Origin of the sequence: Aquimarina latercula DSM 2041 (assembly GCF_000430645.1) — a bacterium.
Taxonomy (GTDB): domain Bacteria; phylum Bacteroidota; class Bacteroidia; order Flavobacteriales; family Flavobacteriaceae; genus Aquimarina; species Aquimarina latercula.
The window spans coordinates 474,667-498,706 of sequence record NZ_AUMK01000003.1 but is presented as its reverse complement, the minus strand read 5'-3'; the positions used below and the strand labels follow the sequence as shown (position 1 = coordinate 498,706).

The following is a 24,040-nucleotide window of genomic DNA, read 5'->3' as shown; positions in this document are numbered from 1 at the left end:
TGTTTTGGGATTAAAAAAATAAATTAATTTGAAGGTTAGGAGAGAAGTTACTTGCCTTTCTGAATGTGTTTTCTGTCGTGTTTTGAAAAACATTTACTGTATTATCCTGATCATATACATTGAGGATAGATAAACCAATAACAGTTCTAAAGTTTCTAGATGGATTATAGAATGTATATGAAGAAGAAAAATCTAATTGATGTAATGCATCAAATCGATCAGAAGAAATAGGGTTTTGATTATTTCCAGAATCTGATTCTTCAGAAAAAATGACTGGCATTCCAGAAAAATATCCCCAAGAAATTGCAAATTTCCATTTTTTGAGGTTTAGTATACCAGTTAGATTTATAATATGTCTTTGATCAAAGAAAGCATCTGTTTTCATATTATTAAAATCGGTCTCAGTTTTACTCAATGCATAACTTATCCAGCTTTCTAGTCTACGCCATTTTTTTTTTATAAATATATTTGCTCCAATACTGGAAATATTTCCTAGATTATCATTAGACTTATTAGTGATACCCTTAGTTTTTTTATAATATAGCTCTAAATCTATTAACCATTTAGACTTATCAAGAACACCACCTAACATTGTTTGTATTCCTTTTTGCGTGATTATATCATCATTAGGCAAAAACCATAATTGATTGGTTATATTAAAATCATCAAAATCATTATTTAATTTTTTTTGAATGAATTGATTTGATGTCCCTAAAGAAGATTTTAGATATAAATTTTTATTTATAGAGTAACTCGCCAATAACCTTGGATTTATGTATAACTTATTTAAAGGAGCATAGTAATTATTATGAAATCCAAAGTTAACATTCAATTTTTCATTCCAATTTTTTTGGAGAGACACATAGGTGGAGTGAACTATGGCATCTTGTCTTCTTTCGGAATCGACACCATTTTCTTCTTCAATTTCGTTACTAATCAATTTATGCTCGGTTAAGGTATATCCTGCTTCTAAAGATGTATTTTGATTGTAATTATAAATAATTTCAGTAATTAATCGAGTATCAGAAATTACATTATCGAATTTTTCTCTATTGGATCTTTCTTCTAATACAAATCCTTCACTAAGGCTAATAAGATTCATATTAGATTTACTAACTCTTAATTCAGTTGTAAGCTTTTCAGAAAAATGAGCTTTCCATTTTCCTGTAACACCCCAATTGTCTAGTTCTAAATCTCTAAAATCAACTTGATCATTATTCCCTGTATTTTTTATTTCCGCAGATAAATTATTTTGAATATTTATAAAACTTAAAGAAGTTGTATGCTTATCATTGACCTTATAATTTAGCTTAGCATTCATGTCTAAAAAATCAATTTTAAAGTCAGAAGAAGTATTAACTTCATCTGCAATAGACTCTAATCTACTACCTTGAAAAATTAAGTTAGAAATAGCCTCTAATTTTGGAGATTGAAAACTTGGATAACTTGTCCTAAAAGCAGCAGAAAAAGATAGTTTATTTTCTATAAGCTTAGTTTTAACTGTTGCTCCTGCAAATAACGTATTTATAGCAATTTCATATTTAGTGGTATTCGGAATTTTATTACTTGTTGTCATATCAATAAGTCCTCCAACACGACCACCAAATTTTACGGGCAACATATTTCTTTGAACTTCAACATTAGTGATAACAGCTGTATTATAAGGAGAAATTGCTCCTAAAAAATGTCCTGAATGATATATAGGGATATCATCTATCTGAACAAGATTTTGATCATACGTATTCCCTCTAAAATTAAGATTTCCAGATTTCCCACTTGGAGAATGTATTCCGGAAATATTATTTATAACATTAAAAATATCACCATCAGTTTCTCCTGCTAATAAACCTAAGGATTCTGTGTTAATTTGTAAGCTATGATCACTAACGTTAGCATCAATACCTTTTGTTAGGTAACCACTTAAAATAATTTCATTAAGTTGATATTGCTTTTTAAATAGATTTACTTTTTTTATTCTTATTAAATCACTGGCTTTTATGCGTATACTCTCATACGAATAATTAAGAATATGGATAGAATCTAAAGGGAATATATTATTTAAGATAAACATATTATCCTTAGCCAGAAGATATTCTATTGGTTCTTCGTTGATCTGATATTCTAAGGTAGATATATGCTCATTATTTTCATTATCAAATACTTCGAATGTAATGTTCTTTCTTATTGGTAATACTACATAGTTAGAAGTGTTTTTGTTTGTGAATTTTACAGGGACCATTTTTTCTATTACTAAGATACAATCTGTAATATTTTTGCAATCAGTATTTTGATCTAAAAAAACCGCATCAAAAAAAGTATGGTTATAGGAAAAGCTTATTCCAAATTTTTGTTCCAACTGTTCTAGTTTATCCGAAAACTTAATGAGATTATTTGTTTGCGCAGTAGAATTAGTAACTAGACAAAACCATAAAGTAAATAAAAAAAGATAATATGAGAACCGCCTCAAATTCATATATTATTTTATTAGCACGATATTATTATCATCTATACTATATTCAATCTCCATTGAACTAAATAAAGTTTCTAAAGCAGTTTTTAAATCTTTGTGAGTTATTGTACCTGTAAATTGTAAGTTCTCATATTTTTCAGGTAATTCTATTTTTGTTTGGTAGTACTTTTCTAGATCAATGACAATTTCCGATAAAACGACTTGATTATATTTGCTATAGCCATCGATCCACTCAGGTTTTTTTGTAGTATGAAAGTTACTAGATAATTTATTTTCTTTTGCGGATATAGATTCTCCTTTTATTAGTATTTTTTGTTCTTGTTTATAGGTAACATTTACTTTTCCTTCATAGCATTTAACTTCAAATATTTTGTTAGTGGCATTTACATTAAATTGGGTTCCAAGTACTTTAATACTTCCAACTTTGGTCATCACCGTAAAAGAGCTTCCTTTTACAACATCAAAAAAAGCTTGTCCTGTTAAATATACAGTTCTATCCTCAGTCCATTTTTTTTCATTATAGGATACTGTTGATAATGCATCCAAGGTAATTTGTGAACCACCAGGGAGATCTATTGTCTTTGATTTTGCAACTAATGTATTTATGGTTGTGGTTTGATTAAATAGATAATTCCAAGAAAAATATCCTCCAGTAATCAATATTGCTATACTAGCGGCAATACTAAGCCATTTACTTGTTTTATTCTCTTTCACAGAAGTAGGAGAGATGACAAGTTTTTTACGCTTTTTAAGGTCTTCAAGGCCTGCTTCGGTATCAAATTTTTTTACTTTCCAAGTATCAATATCATCTAAAACTACTTTTAATTCATCTAATTCTCCAGACGTATCAAGCTCTTCTTTTTCGTCTTTATTTAAACGATTATCTAACCATCTAGCGATTAAATTGTCTTTAGTAAATTTGTTTTCCACGCTTAAATATTTTTGATTACAATCATTTTATATACGTTTCGATTTCTAAATTACCCAACCTGATTATATATTATGTTTTTGTAACTCTGTTATCTCTTTAAGTTTAACCAACGCTTTAGAAATTCGTTTTTCTACTGCTGTTTGACTAATTTCTAATTTTAGCGCTATTTCTTTAAAAGTAAGTTTTTCGATTCTATTTAATAAAAAAGCTTCTCGTTGTTTTTCTGGTAAAGCAGAAATGGTAGCTTCTATCTTTTGTCTAAATTCTTTAGTTCTTAAATGAAAATAAGGGTCTTCATTGTCCATTACTGGGGCACTATTTTTTTCAAATTTTAAAACAACTTTTTTAGATCTTAAAGAATCGATGTATAAATTTTTAGAAACAGTATATAGAAAACCAACTGCTTTTTCAAAAATAATTGTTTTACACTTAGCCCATAATTTAATAAATGATTCTTGTACAATATCCTCAGCCTGATCTAAATCTCCAAATTTAAAATAGAGATGATTTCTAAGGCTTTCAGCATGAGTTTTATACAATGTATTATATACCTGTTCCTCGCAAACTGAGAAAGATTTGTCCATTGCTTTCAATTAATTATAGGTAAATATATAATAAATTGTTAAAGGAATTTAATTTTATAAAAACAATCAAATACTATCATTTTACATTTCATTTTTAGTCAATAAAGGGATTAGCATATTTTTCATCCCTTATAAATTGTTCATCAGTTAAAGTATTTAAAAAATCTACTAAAGCTTGTTTATCGGCTTCTGATAAATTTAAACGACGAACATTGTTTCCTTGGGTTAATCTATTATCTAAATTCGGATTGTTCTGTATACCGCTATTGTAATGTTCAATAACCTGTTCAAGTGTTCCAAATCGACCATCGTGCATGTAAGGTGCTGTTAATGCAATGTTTCTTAGAGATGGAACTTTAAATTCTCCTAGGTCATTATTGTTTCCTGTTATCCCACTAACACCAAGATCCGTAATTGTAGCATCCAATCCATTATTTCTCGCATTATCTCCTACAAAAACATTAGTAGCATGGCAATCAAAACATCTTGTTTGATTACTCATGAAAAGAGTTTTTCCTCTATTTTCGGAGTCTGTAAAATTAGGAAAATCATTATTAATATTTTGACTTTGCGCTAATCCATCGTCAAATTTTGATTGGTATGAAACTATAGAACGTATAAATTGAGATAACGCTAATGCTATTCTCTCACTGGTAATGGTTTCATCACCAAAAGCATTTCTAAATAAAACAGTATAATATTCTTCATTGGCTAATTTTGTTTCTAATTCTGGTAAGGTCATACCCATTTCTACTAGATCCTGAATTGGCATTAATGTCTGTATTTCAAGTGTTGGAGCTCTTTCGTCCCAAAAAAACCTTCCATTATTATAAAATTTTGCGTTAGACAATCCCATGGAATTTCTAGCGGTCAATCCACCGTCAAAACCAACACTAAACTGTCTTGAATCAGAAAATCCATTCTCTTGAATATGACACGATGCACAGGAAATAGTATTATTTAAAGATAGTTTATTGTCATAAAAAAGAACCCTACCTAGGGTTGCACCATGATCAGTAATCTCATTATTATTTGGAGTATTATCCTCAACTTGTAATTCATTATTTAAGAAAAAATCAGGCAATGGAATATCAGCATAATTAAAAGGTGATGTTGGTAAATTTAGTGTTATAAACTCTGTAGAAGTACTTGGAATATCTGTATAATCATCCGTACTACATGAAATTGAAATTATTAATACTAAACAAAGGGATGGAATATATTTTTTCATATAAAACTACTTTTATTATCAAACAGGTTAATTAATAAGAACTAAAGCTATTAGTATTAGTACTTTGTTTTTAATACGTATTTGAAATAGACTTACCCAACCTTACATTTCAAAAAAATAAGTATATCCTTTTTTTAGGAGTTATGTACTAATGAATTTTTAGATATATTAAGCAATGCGCTTCGTTATGAATATAGTTTGTGAAGAACCAAACCTATAGTATTATCTGAAGCGAATTATAGAGATCTACTTACGAATTCTCATTTAATTAGGGCGAAAAATTATTTAGAGAATGTAACTACTAATGATAGCGTAAATTTGAGTACCCTAGAAATTGGTTGACCAGTTTATATTTTATTGAAAAACAATGATATAAGTAATAGATATGTGATCATTCTAATCTTGTTTTCTAGATACAACTAGTAATAGGGCATTATAGGAGATTGGTGAAGAAGTTGCATAATATGATTGAAAAACTAACGTAACTCTTATGCAACTCCAGCTACGACCAATTCTTTTGGTGTTAACTGTATTACTATTTCAGATAACCTCTGTACACGTAATTTATAAGGAATCACTGTTTGTAACGGAATATTCCGTTTTTAGCAATTCTACCTTTACAAAGAACACCGGTAATGATACTTATAACGCAACTCGACCTGATTATTTGGACAATACACTTCGGCATTATAAGGTACCATATCAATTAGTTGATGGGGATAAATTAACAATCAAAAGTATAACCGCTTCATATCTAAATGTTAGTGGGTATAATTATGTACATAATCCTATTAAAAGATCTACAAGCATTAGATTCAATTCTATCAAGACATATAATGTTATAAACATTCCTAGGATGGATAAAGCAGGAATAAAGGAAATTACTATCAATATCTAATTACATACTAATACATAAAATCTTAGACCTATAAACAACCTATTAATAAACCATCATGATGAAAAAAATACTATTCATTCTTTTAATTTTTAATATTGGGAATTTAGTTTCCCAAACTACTGTTAATTCGTTACAAGCATTATTACCTTATTTAAATGATAGTAATGCAAACGTAAAATTAGCCCCAGGAACATATTCTATTACAGCAGCAGATGTTGCTGCTGGAGATTTTAGTAATCCGCTTTTACTTTTTGAAGGTAATAACAGCGCCTATGATTTTACCAACGTTACTATAAATATTGACACTGAAGTATTAAGCAGTTTTGGAAATGTAGATGTGAATTTACTCCAGATTTTGGGAAATAATAATACGCTAAGAAACCTGAAGTTAGTTAATGTAGGGAATAATGCTCCAAGAAAGAGAGCGCAAACAATAGTTATGGATGGATCTGATAATTTATTAGAAGGGTTTCATATGACTGTTCGAGGTTCGTATCCCTATGGTTATGGGGATGCTTTTGGTAAAGGTGGCGGTCCAGTTATCGGTCATCGTAAACATTCGGCATTGTTAGTGCGTGGAGAATCTAATCATGTAAAAAATTGTACGTTAATCCATAGATCTTATGGGCATGCAATTTTTATGCAAGCTGCCAGCAATCCAATTATTGAAGGTTGTTACATAGAAGGGGAGATGCGTTCCACTGATGATATGCTTAAAGAAGAAGGTACAGGTTCTCCTGCAGATAATGTGGATTTTATGACTGTTTGGGGATATAGACTTCCTCCAGGATATATGATGAGTACTGGAGAAGGTGGTATAAGGGCGTATAATGCCGGTACAACTTATATAAATGGAGAAACAATTGAAAGAGGAACTTCTAATCCTACAGTTCGTAATTGTATTATAAAACATATGAGAACAGGGGTAGTGCTAGCACATGCTTCTGGAACTGTACTTGCAGAAAATTGTACTGCTATTGGTTGTGAGCAAGGATTTGGTTTAGGGAGTGGTACTGCTATCAATTGTAAAGCGGATGTTTCTCATGGTCATGCTTTTAAAAGTACTTATGATAATGATAGCTGGGATCTTGATATTGAAATTATACCAGCCGTAGATCCTTATTATAATGGTCAAAAATGTATTGCTTTTATTGGAATGGATAATTCAAGTTTAACCTTAACCGGTGGCGATCCGAATCTTCCTTCAGATTATAGAATTCAAATTGGTGGAACACTTGATGGAGTTCGCTTCAAAAATGGAAATTTAGATTATCAAAGTACCCATAATGGCAAGGATAATAAGGTTATTAATAATACTAAGCATCCAATAGTAATTGCATCTGGTAGTACGGGTTCTTCTATAGAAACTTGTGGTTTGGTAACAGATAATGGTTCCAATAATAGTGTAACTAATACAAATGATTGTGAAACCCAAACATCATTTACTCCAGACCCAAATAAAACATATTACATAGATTCTCCAGTACACAATCTCCGTTTAGCGTCTAACGGATCTAGCGAAGATCCTTATACTACTTCGACGACCACTACAGGAGATAATGTAGCTTGGAAATTTGTAGACAAAGGCAATGGATTTTGGCATATACAAAGAGCTGCTGGCGGTGCTAAACCACGTTTACGAACAGACAATTCAGAATTTGCTGATATGCAAGAGACTAGTTATTCTGGAACATATACTTATTACAACTTTACACAAGGGACTAGTTCTGGTACTCACTTTTTAACATTACCAGATGCCCCTTCAGGAAGAAAACGTTTGCAGGTTAATAGTGAAGGCTTAGTTCGTTTCATGAGTTCTAGCTTAAATGGAACTTGGGAATCATTTTCTATAACTGAGGTAAGTACCAATAACAATGAATTTAGCACTATAGTGCATATTATAAAACGTAATGCGACAGGCTTTGCCATAGACGGTATGGGTGATGGAAACAACGGACAGAATGTGTATTTATGGTCTGCCAATCAAAATAATGTAAATCAACAATGGATTGAGATTGATCGTGGTAATGGCTATTATTCCTACCAAAAGATGGGAACTAACTATTGTATAGATGGAAATGGCGGTGGAGCTGATCGACAAAATGTGTATTTGTGGGAATGTTCACTGAATAATCAAAACCAACATTGGAAAAAAATATCAGTTGGAGGAGGTGCTTATAAGCTCATCAAACGAAATGCATCTGGATATGCTCTTGATGGTGGTTCTAATGGAGCAAATGCCCAAAATATACAGCTTTATGATGCTTCAAGCACTAGCCAAAATCTACAATGGATAATTACACCTATTGATGATATCAAGGCTCCAGAGATTTCCGAAGATAATGCAGTATTCATGTATCCAAATCCTGTAGTAAGTACTGTAACTATTGAAGGTGCTGATAATTCACTCATTAGAGTATATGATATGAATGGAAAAGAAATATGGTCAAAATATGTTTCTAATAATAATGAAACTATAGATCTAAGTTTTCTTTCTTCTGGCTTGTATTATGCTAAGGTGAACGGTTTGCGAAGCTTTTCTACGATAAAAATTGTGAAAAAGTAAACAAGTAGATGATATAAAAAATAAAAAAGATGATTATTAAAAATAGGATAAGTAAACTAATGGTAGTAATACTATTGTTTTTTAATTATGCTTTAGTAAATGCCCAAACTATTGTTAGTTCATTGGTTGAATTTCGTGAAGCGGTACAGAATAGTAATCAAAACATAATTTTAGAATCAGGTGATTACTATCTAGAGGATTTACCCAGCAATTCTAGAGTTATTAATTGTACAGGATCCGGTAATACTATAGATATGACTGGAGCACGTATTAATACCTTGGTGGGGTCTATTAGGGAGGTATATTTTATTATTTCTGGTGATAATAATGTGTTACGTAATGGAGCGATTGAAGATTTTTATAGAAATGGTTTAGAAGAAGTTACTGATTTTAGTGCTTATAATAATGATCGAGATAATCTGGCATATGGGTTAAGAGGTGATCCTATTGTGTCAATTACGGGAAACCAGAATTTAGTAGAAGGTCTTGAAATGATTGTAAAAGGGTCTTTTCCTTATGGCTACGGAAGTCAATATGGTATTGGTTCCCAAAACACCTTTGGTTTGAGCAAGCGTTGTGGAATTTTAATTACAGGAAGTGATGGTGGTGGAATTGGAAATACCCTGGATGGAATCACAATGTATCATTATGCTTTTGGACATGGTATTTTTATGCAAAGTGGAGCTTCAGAAACAACAATTAAAAATTGTTATATAGAAGGGAGAATGCGTTTAAGTAACGATATATATAATGATACGGAAACCTATGATTTACCTTATATAACAGATTATAAGTTTCCAACAGGTGATGGTTCTTGGAGATTGCCTTTTGAAGAATCGTATGATATTCCTTTGAATCATGTATATCCTCTTTCTGAAGATGGAATTCGTTCTTATAATAATACAGGAAGTGTAACCGTCGAGAATTGTACAGTAAAACAAATGAGAGGAGGTATTCGTCTCTACTTAGCTTCTAGTGCAACAGTAACTAATAGTCAAGCAATTGATTGTGGTTCTGGAGGAACTAATTATAATATGCCTGCAGGAGGAACAATAATTGGGTCAAGTGGTAATTTTACTTATGCTCCCCTAAGTGATTTTCGTTTAAGTCGTTCTCGTCAAAATATTGAAATGACAATTATGCCTTCTCCTAATGCTATTGGACCACATAATATAGCAGATATTTTAGGGAATGACCACAATATAATCTTTCATAGAATACCAGGACCTTTAGATTTAGACGAAGAACGTGCAATAGTAGTGTATGGTGATAATTCAACAATAGTAAATGAAACGGAATATACTATTATTCTTGAATCTGGGGCTACCGGCAATACTGTTAGTAGTTGTGGACTTGTAATTAATAATGGTTCTAATAATAATATCTCGCAGCTAAGTGATTGTGGTACCATTCAACCACCAAGTTCTTCCTTTACACCTGATCCAAATAAAACATATTATATAGATAACCCATATCATGAGCTCCGACTAGCTTCTAATGGATCTAGTGAGGATGCATATACTACATCTACACAAACTACAGGAGATGATGTAGCCTGGAAATTTGTTGCTAAAGGAAATGGATCTTGGCATATACAAAGAGCAGGTGGAGGTACTAAACCACGTTTGCGAACAGATAATTCAGAATTTGCAGATATGCAAGCAACTACTAATTCAGGAACATATACTTATTATAATTTTACTCAAGGAACTAGTGCAAATACACATTTTATAACGCTTCCTGATGGTCCTTCAGGACGGCAACGTTTACAAATCGACAATAGCGGCTTAGTTCGTTTTATGAGTTCTAGTTTAGATGGAACTTGGGAATCATTTTCTATAACCGAGATAACTCCTAATAATAACGGTTCTAGTACTATAGTGCATATTACAAAACGAAATGCGACAGGCTTTGCTGTAGATGGTATGGGCGATGGAGCTGATGGTCAAAATGTTTATTTATGGTCTGCCAATCAAAACAACGTAAACCAACAATGGATTGAGATTGATCGTGGTAATGGTTATTATTCTTATCAAAAAATAGGGACGGATTATTGTATCGATGGTAATAATCAAGGTGCTAACAGACAGAACGTATACCTATGGAGTTGTGCTCAAGATAACCAAAATCAACATTGGAAAAAAGTATCAGTTGGAGGCGGAGCGTATAAACTCATTAAACGAAATGCACCCGGATACGCTCTTGATGGAGGTTCTAACGGTGCCAATGCACAAAATATACAGCTTTATGATGCATCAAACACTAGCCAAAATCTACAATGGATAATTACACCTATTGATGATATTAAGGCTCCAGATGTTTCTAATGATAGCAAGGTAATCTTATATCCAAATCCAGTAATAAATACTGTAACTATTAAAGGAGCAGCAAATTCTATAATCCGTATATATGATATCAATGGGAAAGTATTATCTGTAAAACATATTTCTAATGATATAGAAACCATGGATGTAAGTTCACTAGCACAAGGATTGTACTATATAAAAGTAAATGGGGATACTAATGTATCTACTATTAAGATCAGTAAGAAATAACATTTAAAATAAATACTCATGAAAACCCAATCGTCAAGTAAAAACAAAGTCCTCATATGGATAACTTGTTTTTTTTCTTTATTAGTTCAATTTACATATGGTCAAGACTTTAATATTTTAGTCTTTCACGAAACCAATGGATTCAGACACACAGGGGCCATAAATGCTAGCATTTCTATGTTAGAAGAATTAGGATCCAATACTGACCACGATACCTGGTCTGTTGATAATACTAGGGATGCTTCTGTTTTTACTACTGAGAATCTGGCGAATTATGAGGTCGTTATATTTTCAAATACTACAGGAGGTGGCCTTTTAGATGATAATCAGCAAGCTGCGATGGAAGCTTTTATACAAAACGGAGGTGGATTCCTTGGTTTTCATTCTGCAACAGATACTTATAGAAATACGAATGCTGCATCTTCTTGGCCTTGGTATAATGAATTGGTAGGTGCTATTGTACAGACGAGTCCAAATCATACATCAAATAACTTACCAGGTGTCATGAATGTCCTCGCTAATCACCCAGTTGTTAATCATATTGGAAACGTTGGTGATACATGGGAACACGAAGAAGAATGGTATTACTGGGAACTTAATGGCGGACAGCTAAGTGATACCAATGAAAACCTCTTAGAAGTACAATCTACTGGTAACCAAAGTTATGATGCGACACGACCTATAACCTGGTTAAAAGAGTTTGATGGCGGAAGATCATTTTATACCGCGTTAGGGCATAATGGAAGTACCTATAACGATAATATACCTTTTAGAGAAATGGTTGAAAAAGCAGTACTATGGGTATCTGATAGACTTGATATAGATGAGCCTGTAAATGATTGTGGAAATAACCTAACAAGTCAATGGACTGATCTCTTAGAAAATGATTTAGATTGTTGGGAAGTTTGGATGGGAGTACCACATAGTACAACAGGTTTGCCAGGTAGTAGTAGTAATGTTACTAACGGTTCAGGAACTCCTTTAGGTTTAAATAATGATCCTACCAATGTTTTTTCTATAATTGAAGAAAATGGAGAAAAGCAATTATACATTACTGGAGAAGTATATGGAGGTCTTACTACATTAAATGAATATGATAATTACCATCTTAGTATGGAATTTAAATGGGGTGAACTAAAATGGGAACCTAGATTAGATAGACTTAGAGATAGTGGTATTCTATATCATGCTAACGGTGATCATGGAACTTTCTGGGACGTTTGGAAGTCTTCTCTTGAATTTCAAGTACAAGAAGGAGATTTGGGTGATTATATTGGTTTAGCTGGTACACAAGGTTTGGTTCCCTCAGAAAATAATGGGGGATTAACGTTTACGCCAATGGCGCCACTGAACACAGGAACATTAATTAGAGCAGGGTCAAATCCAGAATTACCAAATGGCGAATGGAACCTATTAGAGATTATTGTAATTGGCGATAGAGCTATTCATTATGTAAATGGTGTTATGGTTAATGCTTTGCAAGATGCTACTTGGAACGGAAATTCTGTGACTAGTGGTCAAATACAAATACAATCCGAAGGAGCAGAATTATATTACCGTAATATTAGAATAAAATCAGAAACTGAATTCCCATCAGAAGATGTTGCAACACTTGGGTGGGGTGATGATCCTACTACACCAATTTGTACTGCTAATGCTCCTATAGGAGAAATGATTGCATTAAGAAAATCTGGTGGAGATCAAAAATGGATTACTATTGCAGAAGGTAATTCTAATTTGATTGCTAACGGAGAAGAAGCTGATAGAGCATTATTTTATGTAGAGGAACATACTAATGGCTGTATTGCTCTTAAATCTGTGAGTACTGATAAATATATTCAGGTAGTTGGAACAAATAGGAATGCAGCGATCCGTGCAACCGGGAATGCTCCAGGTACTTGGGAAAATTTTGGCTGGGAACAAAAAGGATCAAATCAAGTTGCTTTAAAAAGCTTATTTAATAATGGGTGGATTCAGGCTAATTGGAATGTTGATAATAGTACTCTTTTTCCGTTGGGAAATGCAGATGGAACTTGGGAAACTTTTGATTATGAGATAATAAATAATGTATCAGAAAATACTCTAGTACATATTACTAAACTAAATGCGCCAGGTTTTGCTATCGATGGAGATCATGACGGAGCTAATGCTCAAAATGTTTACTTATGGTCAGAAAATGAAGCTAACGTAAATCAACAATGGATTGAGATTGATCGTGGAAATGGATATTACTCTTATCAGAAACAAGGAACTAATTTTTGTATTGATGGAGATAAAGATGGTGCTAATGGCCAAAATGTATATTTATGGACCTGTATGGATAATAATCAGAATCAACATTGGCAAAAAGTGGCCGTTGGAAATGGAGCATTTAAATTAATTAAACGTAATGCGCCAGGTTTTGCAATTAATGGTGGTAACAATGGTGGTAATGGCCAAAATGTAAACCTGTATGATTCTTCGAATACTAGTGAGAATTTGCAATGGGTTATTACACCTATCGAAGATACCAAAGCACCCGAAGTTTCTAATGACGGCTCTGTAGTTTTATATCCTAATCCAATAATAAATAATGTAACTATTCAAGGTGCAGAAAATTCTATTATTCGAGTATATAATATGAACGGAAAAGTAGTAGTAACAAAAAATATTTCAAGCAATGATGAAACTATAGACCTAGGTAAACTTTCATCTGGTATGTATTATGCTAAAATAAATGGATCGAGAAGTGTATCTACAATTAAAATTGTAAAACAATAAATAATAGTAGTCTTAAAACTTTTGGGAATAAAAGACCTAGTGATTTTATTTCCAAAAGTTTTATCCAGTTCCTAATTCATAATAAATCTATCGAAATTTTGTAAATAGGAGTAGGAAAGAAGTGTTTTGTTTGTTAACTAGTTTATTTATCCTTATTTAATTGTGATATAATTTCCTGTAATGATATTTTAGCTTCTTTCATAACAGGCAATAATGGCCAGATGTGAGGCATGTTCGCACCTTCAACTAATTTGAGATTAACATTTGCAGCCTTAAATTTCTCCACTGCTAATTTTTGATCTGGATATGCGATATCACGTTCAGCTATATATAAAATAGTTTCTGGAAACTGTTCAAAACTTCCATATAAAGGTGAAATCATTGGGTTTTTTAGATCTAAGTTTCCCACACACATTTTTTTTGCACTTAAAATACCTAATTTTGATAGCATTGGATCAACCAAATCAACGTCATTTATATCAGTATTGGACATAGATGCATCCATTACTGGCGAAATAAGAATTATTTTTTTCGGTATTTGTAGATTATTAGATATTATTCTTTGCGTTAGTGTGGTAATTAATGTTCCTCCCGCAGAATCACCCATTAAACAAATTTGATCCGATGTATAAGTTTCTAAGGCAAGACGATACATTGAATCTATATTGTCAGATATTTCAGTTATTTTATGTTCCGGTGCCTTCGGATAATTACACAACCAAATTGTAAAATCAGTTTGTTTAGAAATAGCTTTGATTGTATCCCAATGATGTTTAGCAGGACCAGAAATAAAAGCGCCTCCATGAATAAATATCAATAATTTATTCTGTTCTTTATTTTGTTGTATTTCTGTTATTGAAGAATCAGAAATTTTAAAATTTCTAGTTACATGTTTTTTGAAAAAACCACCTTTTGGTTCGTAAATATCCTCTTTTCTTAGCTTTCTAAAATCAACAGGATCCTCGCTAAAATTCTTTTTTAACCCCTTTAATTTAATAACTAATAGCGTTAGATAGTATGTAAAACTTTGTTTCATTTATTGATTTTAGTAATTGATATAAGGTACCTATTTGCTAGGTATTGCTCGCTTTAAAAACGGATTCCATATTTTATGAGACACATTTATTTTAAAAATTAATCATCTTAATAACTCTTGTTTCATTATCCGAAAGTTTTATGTGCTTCATGATACCTCCACCTGTTTCATCCCATAACATAAAAGCAATGACATAATATTCTCCTGCTGGCAATCCTGTAAATTCGAATTCTCCTTTTTCATTACACATTGCCTTTCTAGTATTATGATAACCTTCGGGATCAGGAACAAACTTTGGAATTCCATCTTCTATATATACATAAGAAGAATCATCATTTTCATAAATATGATTTAATCGTTCTTTAGTATAGGCAGAATATGGATTTAGTTCTATTCTAAAATCTTTTCCAAAACCTACATCTCCATTTTTTGACTTAAATTTTGCTATGCCTTTAATACTAGAACTCCCTTCATTATTGAACCATTTAACATTTTCTTCAATAAACTCACTTTCTATTTTTATAGTTATATCCGCTTTTTTGTGCTCATCGGCACAACTACTAGATAGAATAAGTAATACTAGTACTAATGATATATACCTCACGCATCTATTTTTATGTTGTCTTTTCTCTAGGTTTTATTTTCTAAATATGATATGAATATATAATCTATTTTATCAATATTCAACGTTTTACTATCGAATATTATATGAAACCATTTTTTACTTGTTTTACAAGATTGGTTTACGAATCATAGTTATTCCTATCCATATAAACCAAATTATTTGACTTATACCAAAGATTTCTGTGAATAGGTCTAATGGATATATTGTTAATATGCCTGCAGTTCCAACAAGTATTCCTAAGATAGTTAAAGGTTTAGGAAATGTTTTTTTGTTGAAAGCAACGAGGCTAATGAGTAATACCCAAATCCCACCTACAATTTCATTTCCACCACCAAGTCCTTCAGAAACGATACTTACACTTGACCATGTTTCCATTGCTTTTTCTGGGGATGTATTTCCGATTTCAAGTATCGAATTAAGCCCTATATTAGTTATCATTCCACTGGCGATTACTAATCCAACCCAAATTGCACCAAAAATAAAAGCTAATTTAGACAAATGAGGTAAGTCCTTTTGTATGCGTTTATGAATAGCTAACACTACTATTGATAATAATACACCAAAAAGAATATAACTTGTAAAATTTAGAAGGGACAAGGTTATATAATTTTCAGATAAAAAAGCTAATTCTTCCCTAGCAGTTGCATTCTTGTCAGGATACTCTAAAAGACCACCGTATATAATGAAAGCGGTGATATAAATTAACCCTTCAAAAATTGAACATAATCCGCCTATCTTCTGTAAGTATTTTGGTGTCATTTTATCCTTTTTTAATTAAGACGTTATACTTTTAATATTGTTACTAACGATATTCGAAATAAGTGAAATAGGCATATATTGATGTATTCCTATTATATTTTTTAAAAAAATGTGTAAAAAAAGTGTTAAATTTAACAAGGCTTAATCGTACATCAACACACAAAATCATGAAACTTATTATCACTACATTATTGCTAATTACCAATATCTCTTCTTTTGGTCAAACCAAGCAAGAAAAATTAGAAGAACGTCAAAAAAACAAAGTAGAAATATTTTCTTCGCAAGAAAAGGATAATCTGCAGGCGTTTGTGGAAGCACAAGTGGAGAGAATGAAGCTTTCCGAAAACTTAAGAGACGATTATTATATGATTTTAGGATATCATACAAATAAAATGGCTCGCTTGGACGATAAAGATGCTCAACTCACAGAAAATGAAGTAAAAATAAAATTTAAAAAAATGCTGACTAATCTTGATGGAGATGTCGCCGAGATATTAACAGAAGATCAGTTTAATATTCATAAAGAAAGTTTTGATAAAATAGTTACGAGTGTTTATAACCGTAATGGTTGGGATAAGAAATGAAATTATGATTAAAGGATTCTATCAACTCTATATAGTTTTAGGTTTTTTATGTTATTCTCATTTGGTTATAGGGCAAGAAACTGATGTGCAACAAGAAGAACCTGAGGTACGTATTTTTAATCAGGAAGAATCGGATTATATAAAAAAATGGTTTAGAACTATAGTAGATGATTCTAATTTAAATGAGGAGACTATAAATCGTTTTAATGTAATCACTTCTTATTACGGCTTAAAAATGAGACAGCTAGGAGAGGACCATAAACTAACAAAGATCGAAATTACTCAAGGCTTTAAGAATCTGGTAAATGAACAAAATAAAGAGTTAAAACAAATTTTACCAGCAGAACAATATGAAAGTTTCTATGACTTTTTTGATAAACTCTCATGGTCAGTAAATAAGCGATTAAATCAATTATAAATTAATATCTCACACACATATCATTTTTATATGAAGAATATAAAACTCTTTTTTTTAATTTCGATATTACATTTAATAGGATATTCACAGTCATCAAAAACTGTCACAATTGGTATTCTTGCGGATAAGTCTTTTGAGGAGACAATTCCTTTGCTTACTAAACTAAAAGCCGAAATAAAAGGGGTTGTTGGCCAAGATGCAACCATTGTTTTTAGAGAGGCATTAGAAAATGAGTTCGATGCAGAAAAAGCAAAATCAAATTACAAAACACTAGTAAATTCTGATGTTGATATCATTTTGGCTTTTGGGGTTATTAATACTATTATTATTGATAAAGAAGAAGAATACCCTAAACCTGTTATTCTTTTTGGTAGCGCAAATAGTGATTTTTATGATTTTCCAGAAGGTCAAAAAACGTCCGAAATAAAGAATATTACTTATTTGATAACACCTTTTTCTTACACTGATGATCTAACTGTTTTTAAAACTTTATTTAATTATAAAAATATAGGAATCATTGTAGATGATTTTATCCCGGAAATTCTCCCTATAAATAAATTATTTGATGATTATTTTGCCAAAAACGATGGTTCTTATAAGCTTATACCTCTACCTAAAAATGGAAACATTAGTTTAGATTTAAATGGTGTAGATGCAATTTATCTTGCTGGAGGGTTTTATTTAAATGATAATCAATTTAAATCATTGGTAACTGATATCAATTTAAAAAAACTTCCTTCATTCTCTGCATTTAGTAAAGAAGATGTAGAAAAGGGGATTTTAGCTTGTAATCAACCTGAAACTAATATAAATCAGTTCTTTAGAAGGATTGCGCTTAATGTAGAATCTATTATTAGTGGTGTAAACTTATCAGAACTTCCGATATACCTTGATTATAAAAATGAACTTTCGATTAATTCTAGTACAGCAAAACAAATTGGTTTTCCGCTACGCTATAGTATGTTAGCCAATGTGGATTTTATAAGTGGGAGCAATGATGTCAATACCGGAACATCATATTCTATTATTGATATCATGAACGGAGTAGTTGATAAAAACCTTTCTCTTGAAAACGAAAGAATAAATATTGAATTAAGTAATCAAGATGTTAAGACCGCAAAAAGTAGTTACTTACCAGATCTTTCTGCTAGTGCGACTGGCCTATATATCGACCCAAAAGTTGCGGAGATCTCTAACGGAGCTAATCCAGAATTTTCTACCTCAGGAAGTGTTACGTTAGAACAAGTGATTTATTCCGAAAGTGTTGGTGCTAGTATTACTATTAATGAAAATTTGCAAAAAGCACAAGAAGAAATTTACAATGCTGCAGAGTTAGATGCACTTTTGGATGCATCAGTGGCTTATTTTAATGCATTAATACTTAAAACAAATGTAGAAATACAAAATCAGAATCTTCAAGTGACAAAGAAGAACTTAGATATAGCAGATCAAAATTTTATTGCTGGAGAATCTGGTAAATCAGATGTACTACGTTTTAGAAGCCAATTAGCTCAAAACACGCAGAGCTTGATTAATGCAGAAAATCAGAAACAACAGGCTTTCAATGCAATTAATCAATTATTAAATAATCCTATAAATACTGAAATTGATATAAGTGATGCCAGAATATCTGAAGGAATATTTATTAATTATAAATATCAAGATTTTTTAGAAATTCTGGATGATCCAAAATTACGCCCATCGCTGATAAAATTTTTAGTAGAAGAAGCAAAAAGAAATGCACCAGAATTAAAAAACATTGGTTTTAATTTAAAGGCTACGCAACGTACGTATCGATTGAATAATCTTGGTAGATTTGTTCCTACTGTAGCTTTACAAGGACAATATGATTTAGCATTCTCGGAATCTGGTAAAGGATCAACTATTCCTTCCGGGTTTGCAGCTAGCCCAGATGGCACATATAATGTTGCGTTGAACTTGTCGGTACCTATTTTTCAGCAAAATCAACGAAACATAAATAGACAGACCGCTAGGATTCAAGAGGATCAATTATCTGTGCAAAAAGAAAATGTAGAATTAAACATAGAAAGAAATGTAAATGATATTTTACTAGATTTAATTAATCAAATTGCCAATATAGAAATTTCTAAAATATCTGAAGAGGCAGCCAGAGAAAGCTTAGATCTTACACAAAATGCTTATTCACAAGGTGCAGTTCCCCTTATTCAATTAATCGATGCACAAACTAATTATTTACAAGCACAACTCGCAAGAGCAACAGCAAATTATGATTATTTATTAACTTCTATGCAATTAGAAAGAGCAATTGGATATTTTTTTCTAATGAATACAGAAGCTAGTAATCAAGAATTTATCCAAAGAGCAAGACAATATATTCTAAATAATAACTAAGTATCAACTATGAAATTCGTAAAACATATACTCCTGATGGTATTAACTTTTTTAATATTTAGTGCCTGTAAAGATAAAGAGATTATAAAAGAAGAAGTACTGAGACCAGTACAATACCAGGTTGTAGGAACATCAGATGCTCAAAATATTAGGACTTTTAGTGGTGTAGCCAAAGCTGGTGACGAAATCGAACTGAGTTTTAGAAGTACTGGAATTATAACCACATTAGATATTAAAGTAGGTCAAAAAATAAACAAAGGTGATTTAATTGCTAAGTTAGATAATGTACAAGCCAATCTTGCATATGAGCAATCAGTTTCTGCGCTAAATAGTGCAAAATCTGCTATGAATACAGCAAAATCAAGTTTAGATAGAATAAAATCTTTATATGAAAAAGGAAGTAATTCTTTAAGTGATTATGAATCTGCAAAAAACAGCTACCAAAGTGCATTGGATCAATATGAGTCGGCTAAACGTAACAAAGGTATTCAGCAATCGCAGATTAGTTATGGATATATCAAAGCACCAAAAACGGGTATCATAGCCGCTAAAAATAGTGAATTGAATGAAAATGTTAGTGCAGGACAAGTAATCGCAATATTAAATGCTGGAGACCATACCAATGTAGAAGTAGGGTTACCTGAAAATGTAATTAATAAAGTGAAATTAGGGATGATTCCAGATATTTCTTTATCCTCCTTAGAAGACAAAAAATTTAATGGTACTGTGATTGAAATAGCTCCTATTGTTGGAGAAGGTTCTGCAACATATCCAATAAAGATCGATATAACAGATCCTGCCAAAGAAATAAAACCTGGTATGACGGCTAGTGTAACGTTCAATTTTAGTAGTGATCAGGATCAATCCGATACTACATTGATAATACCAGTTAAGGCGGTTGGAGAAGATGGAGAAGGTAATTTTGTGTTTTTAATTACGGCAGAAGATGGATCTAGTGCAGTAGTAAAAAAACATCGTATAGAAATTGGAGAACTTACAACCAATGGGTTTAAAATTAAAAAGGGGCTTTCTGAAGGACAAAAAATTGCCACCGCTGGTTTACAAACCTTATTAGATGGTCAAAAAGTAAAATTACAATAATTAGTATCAAAAGAATCAACTATGAATTTTGCTAAATTTTCCATTGAAAAAAATCGTGTTTCTTTAAGTATCCTAGCAGTAATTATGATAATGGGTATGGTATATTATGCGTCACTTTCTCGTGATAGTATGCCTCCATATACAGTTCGTGTAGCTTCAGTGGTTTCTTCATTTCCTGGAGCAAGTCCAGAAAGAGTAGAGGAGTTGGTGACGGATAAAATTGAAAAAATAGCTCAAGAACTTCCTGAACTCAAAAAAGTAACAAGTACTTCCAGAACTGGATTATCAGTTGTTCAGGTGGAATTAAAAATGGAAGTTACTCCAGAGCAGTTACAATCTGTATGGGATCGACTTCGTCGTAAATTAAATACAATTGATGATTTACCTAATAATGTACAACCACAATTAAATGACGATGGCATTGGAGAAGTTTTTGGAATTGCTGTCGGAATTACTAGCGACGGGTTTTCTTATGCTACTATGAAAGAAAAGGCAGATGATCTTAGGGATGATTTAATCAAATTAGAGGATGCAGCCAAAGTAGAAATTAATGGATCACAAGATGAACGTGTTTTTGTTAAGTTTGATAATACTAAATTAAAAGCTTATGGGTTAACTTCTAGCACCTTACAAGGAATTATATCAAGTACTAATATTCTAAATTCTGGTGGAGAAGTAAATATCGAAGAAGAACGAATTATTCTTGAACCAACAGGTAATTTTAATTCTATTACAGATATAGAAAATATGTTAATACCTATTGGGCAAAGCGGACAAGTTGTTAGTTTAGGTGATATTACTAAAATAGAAAAAGGATATATTGACCCTCCTAATCAGAAAGTAAGAATCAACGGTAAAGATGCTATTTCATTACATATTTCACTAAAAGAAGGAAGGAATATTATAAAATTAGGGGAAGAAATTGATATTTTATTAGCCCAATGGCAAGCGAAACTCCCTATAGGGCTAGAAGTATCTCGATTAGCTTCAATAGACCAATATATAGATCTTAAGATTAATGATTTTCTGGGTAATCTAATGCAGTCCATTGCTATTGTGCTGGCTGTAATGCTTATTTTCTTAGGCTTCAGAACTGGAATGGTAATAGCCAGTTTGATACCTATCGTTACTATTACAACGATTATGGTTATGGGACTTATTGATGTAGGGCTTAATCAGATTACACTCGCTGCATTGATAATGGCTTTAGGAATGATGGTTGATAATGCTATTGTTGTTGCAGAATCCATAATGGTAAAAATGGAAAATGGAATTGATGTTAAAAAAGCTGCGATTGACTCTTGTGCTGAATTATTTATGCCTTTATTGATTTCTACTTTAACAACTTCTGCTGCGTTTCTTGCATTCTTTATGGCAGAATCAGTAATGGGAGATATTATGGGGCCTATTTTTGTTGTGATTACCATTGCGTTGCTATCATCGTGGATAATTTCGTTGAGTATTATTACTTTATTTTGTGTGTTTTTTCTAAAAATTAAAAAAAGAGAAGATGGCAAAATTGGCTTTTTGGATCGTATGATTAACCTCTTGAAATCTAAGTATAAAGACCTTATTTTAATAGTATTAACTTGGAAAAAAACAGTGTTGATTAGTATTGTTGTTCTATTCTTTTTATCACTGTATGGATTTACAAAACTAGCGTTTGTGTTTTTCCCAGATAGTGATCGTAATATGATCACAATTGATATTAACTTACCCGAAGGAACCAAAATTGAAAGTACTACAGCTACTATATTAAGTATTGAAAAATTTATAACGAATAATTTAAAAGTTACAGAAAAGAGGTCCGATGGTATTGTTGATTGGTCTTCATATATAGGAAAAGGACCTTCATCTTATGATTTGGGATATAGTGCGGATGAAGCAAATTCAAATTATGCCCATATTCTGGTAAACACTTCATCTTTTTTAGTAAATAATGATATGGTAAAAAAGCTAGATGCTTTTTGTTTCGATACATTTCCAGATGCGGATATTAAAGTTGGATTATTAGGGTCAGGTGGTAGTGGAACTCCTATAGAAATTAAAGTATCTGGAGATGATCCTGATAAATTATCAAGTATAGCCGAAGAAATAAAATCCAAACTTTTTAGTATTTCTGGAACTAAAAACATAAAGGATGATTGGGGACCAAAAGGAAAGAAATTTGTTATAGACATTGATCAAAACAAAGCGCAAACAGCTGGTATTACTAATCAAGATGTAGCAATATCATTACTAACTGTATTAGATGGTTTTCAGGCCGGGGAATTTAGAGAAGATGATAAATCTATTCCAATTATAATGACTAGTAATCAAGGAAAACAACAATCTCTAGCTTCTTTAGAAACCCTTAATGTTTATGGTCAAAACTCTGGAAAAAGTGTTCCCTTGTTACAGATAGCTAATATTATTCCGAAATGGCAATATTCTAAAATTAAAAGATTAGACCTTACACGAACCATTAATGTTTCTAGCGAATTAACGGAAGATGGAAATGCCTCTGAAATAACTGCAGTAATAACACCTTGGCTAAAAGAACAAGAATCAAAATGGGGAAAAGAATATACATACAAATTAGGAGGAGATGCAGAGAATAGTGCTGAAAATATGGGTGCTGTAGCTAATTATCTACCACTTTCGGCATTTATTATTGTAATGCTATTAATCATACAATTTAACTCTTTTAGAAAAATGACGATGATTGTAACTACAATTCCGTTAGGAGTTATCGGTATGGTTATCGGATTACTATTATTTGGTGTCCCTTTTGGATTTATGGCATTTCTAGGTGTAATTTCATTAGCAGGAATAGTGATCAATAATGCAATTGTATTAATTGATCGCATTGAAATCGAAGAAAATGAATTAAAAAGAAAACCCCAAGATGCTATTATTGCGGCTTGTATTCAGCGTTTTAGACCTATTTTATTGGCAACATTTACTACAGTATTGGGTTTAATTCCCTTATATCTAGGAGGTGGAGAAATGTGGGAACCTATGGCAGTAACTATTATGATTGGTTTGTTATTTGGTACTGTAATTACACTGTTATATATTCCATCATTCTATAGTGTATTGTATAAAGTAGATTATAAAGAATATACTTTTAATGATGAATTATTAGATTAATCTTGCATAGTATCAGA

The 24,040-nt window shown here is 31.7% G+C and carries 16 protein-coding genes; 9 read left to right on the top strand and 7 right to left on the bottom strand.

What is annotated here, in order from left to right:
- Positions 1-10 precede the first annotated feature (10 nt).
- From H526_RS0102405 to H526_RS0102390, 4 genes are all read right to left on the bottom strand, one after another.
- Positions 11-2,356 (bottom strand): TonB-dependent receptor plug domain-containing protein, encoded by a 2,346-nt coding sequence (locus tag H526_RS0102405; protein WP_027391514.1) that lies wholly within the window; start codon positions 2,354-2,356, stop codon positions 11-13.
- Positions 2,357-2,476: 120 nt separating this feature from the next.
- Positions 2,477-3,400, bottom strand: a complete 924-nt coding sequence (locus tag H526_RS28105; RefSeq protein WP_051335933.1) for a FecR family protein — start codon at positions 3,398-3,400, stop codon at positions 2,477-2,479.
- Between the two features lie 63 nt (positions 3,401-3,463).
- Positions 3,464-3,985 (bottom strand): RNA polymerase sigma factor, encoded by a 522-nt coding sequence (locus H526_RS0102395; RefSeq protein ID WP_035084339.1) that lies wholly within the window; start codon positions 3,983-3,985, stop codon positions 3,464-3,466.
- 94 nt (positions 3,986-4,079) lie between these two features.
- Positions 4,080-5,216, bottom strand: a complete 1,137-nt coding sequence (locus H526_RS0102390; RefSeq protein WP_027391512.1) for a cytochrome-c peroxidase — start codon at positions 5,214-5,216, stop codon at positions 4,080-4,082.
- Between the two features lie 490 nt (positions 5,217-5,706).
- Between H526_RS0102390 and H526_RS0102385 the strand changes: the two genes are divergently transcribed.
- From H526_RS0102385 to H526_RS30555, 4 genes are read left to right on the top strand one after another with little or no spacing between them, the layout of a single operon-like run.
- Complete coding sequence (locus H526_RS0102385) at positions 5,707-6,114, top strand: hypothetical protein (protein WP_027391511.1); 408 nt, start codon at positions 5,707-5,709, stop codon at positions 6,112-6,114.
- Positions 6,115-6,172: 58 nt separating this feature from the next.
- Positions 6,173-8,680: an RICIN domain-containing protein gene (locus tag H526_RS0102380; protein WP_027391510.1), complete on the top strand. Its 2,508-nt coding sequence runs from the start codon at positions 6,173-6,175 to the stop codon at positions 8,678-8,680.
- A 29-nt stretch (positions 8,681-8,709) separates the two neighbouring features.
- On the top strand, positions 8,710-11,235 hold the full coding sequence (locus H526_RS0102375; RefSeq protein WP_035084141.1) for a T9SS type A sorting domain-containing protein: 2,526 nt from the start codon (positions 8,710-8,712) through the stop codon (positions 11,233-11,235).
- 18 nt (positions 11,236-11,253) lie between these two features.
- The gene (locus H526_RS30555) at positions 11,254-13,995 is read left to right on the top strand and encodes a ThuA domain-containing protein (RefSeq protein ID WP_051335932.1); all 2,742 of its coding nucleotides are present in this window, start codon (positions 11,254-11,256) and stop codon (positions 13,993-13,995) included.
- Positions 13,996-14,137: 142 nt separating this feature from the next.
- On the opposite strand, the gene H526_RS0102360 is transcribed toward H526_RS30555, so the two are convergent.
- The 3 genes from H526_RS0102360 to H526_RS0102350 all read right to left on the bottom strand — a co-directional run bounded on the left by H526_RS0102360 (position 14,138) and on the right by H526_RS0102350 (position 16,415).
- On the bottom strand, positions 14,138-15,031 hold the full coding sequence (locus H526_RS0102360) for an alpha/beta hydrolase fold domain-containing protein (RefSeq protein WP_027391508.1): 894 nt from the start codon (positions 15,029-15,031) through the stop codon (positions 14,138-14,140).
- Between the two features lie 91 nt (positions 15,032-15,122).
- Positions 15,123-15,635: a hypothetical protein gene (locus H526_RS0102355; protein ID WP_027391507.1), complete on the bottom strand. Its 513-nt coding sequence runs from the start codon at positions 15,633-15,635 to the stop codon at positions 15,123-15,125.
- Between the two features lie 126 nt (positions 15,636-15,761).
- Complete coding sequence (locus tag H526_RS0102350; RefSeq protein WP_027391506.1) at positions 15,762-16,415, bottom strand: DUF4386 family protein; 654 nt, start codon at positions 16,413-16,415, stop codon at positions 15,762-15,764.
- A gap of 167 nt (positions 16,416-16,582) precedes the next feature.
- Between H526_RS0102350 and H526_RS0102345 the strand changes: the two genes are divergently transcribed.
- The 5 genes from H526_RS0102345 to H526_RS0102325 are packed head-to-tail and all read left to right on the top strand — an operon-like array spanning position 16,583 to position 24,023.
- Positions 16,583-16,999: a hypothetical protein gene (locus tag H526_RS0102345; protein WP_027391505.1), complete on the top strand. Its 417-nt coding sequence runs from the start codon at positions 16,583-16,585 to the stop codon at positions 16,997-16,999.
- Positions 17,000-17,003: 4 nt separating this feature from the next.
- A complete protein-coding gene (locus tag H526_RS0102340) occupies positions 17,004-17,417 on the top strand; it encodes a hypothetical protein (RefSeq protein WP_155839600.1) in 414 nt (137 codons plus the stop codon).
- Positions 17,418-17,447: 30 nt separating this feature from the next.
- Entirely contained in the window at positions 17,448-19,790 is a 2,343-nt protein-coding gene (locus H526_RS0102335) for a TolC family protein (RefSeq protein ID WP_027391503.1), read from the top strand.
- Between the two features lie 9 nt (positions 19,791-19,799).
- Positions 19,800-20,891: an efflux RND transporter periplasmic adaptor subunit gene (locus tag H526_RS0102330; protein ID WP_245591174.1), complete on the top strand. Its 1,092-nt coding sequence runs from the start codon at positions 19,800-19,802 to the stop codon at positions 20,889-20,891.
- Positions 20,892-20,912: 21 nt separating this feature from the next.
- On the top strand, positions 20,913-24,023 hold the full coding sequence (locus H526_RS0102325; RefSeq protein WP_027391501.1) for an efflux RND transporter permease subunit: 3,111 nt from the start codon (positions 20,913-20,915) through the stop codon (positions 24,021-24,023).
- Positions 24,024-24,040: the final 17 nt, after the last annotated feature.

Coding starts and splice junctions, on each gene's coding strand:
- H526_RS0102395 (WP_035084339.1), bottom strand. CDS start 3,985: ATGGACAAATCTTTCTCAGTTTGCGAGGAACAGGTATATAATACATTG.
- H526_RS0102390 (WP_027391512.1), bottom strand. CDS start 5,216: ATGAAAAAATATATTCCATCCCTTTGTTTAGTATTAATAATTTCAATT.
- H526_RS0102385 (WP_027391511.1), top strand. CDS start 5,707: ATGCAACTCCAGCTACGACCAATTCTTTTGGTGTTAACTGTATTACTA.
- H526_RS0102380 (WP_027391510.1), top strand. CDS start 6,173: ATGAAAAAAATACTATTCATTCTTTTAATTTTTAATATTGGGAATTTA.
- H526_RS0102375 (WP_035084141.1), top strand. CDS start 8,710: ATGATTATTAAAAATAGGATAAGTAAACTAATGGTAGTAATACTATTG.
- H526_RS30555 (WP_051335932.1), top strand. CDS start 11,254: ATGAAAACCCAATCGTCAAGTAAAAACAAAGTCCTCATATGGATAACT.
- H526_RS0102360 (WP_027391508.1), bottom strand. CDS start 15,031: ATGAAACAAAGTTTTACATACTATCTAACGCTATTAGTTATTAAATTA.
- H526_RS0102350 (WP_027391506.1), bottom strand. CDS start 16,415: ATGACACCAAAATACTTACAGAAGATAGGCGGATTATGTTCAATTTTT.
- H526_RS0102345 (WP_027391505.1), top strand. CDS start 16,583: ATGAAACTTATTATCACTACATTATTGCTAATTACCAATATCTCTTCT.
- H526_RS0102340 (WP_155839600.1), top strand. CDS start 17,004: ATGATTAAAGGATTCTATCAACTCTATATAGTTTTAGGTTTTTTATGT.
- H526_RS0102335 (WP_027391503.1), top strand. CDS start 17,448: ATGAAGAATATAAAACTCTTTTTTTTAATTTCGATATTACATTTAATA.
- H526_RS0102330 (WP_245591174.1), top strand. CDS start 19,800: ATGAAATTCGTAAAACATATACTCCTGATGGTATTAACTTTTTTAATA.
- H526_RS0102325 (WP_027391501.1), top strand. CDS start 20,913: ATGAATTTTGCTAAATTTTCCATTGAAAAAAATCGTGTTTCTTTAAGT.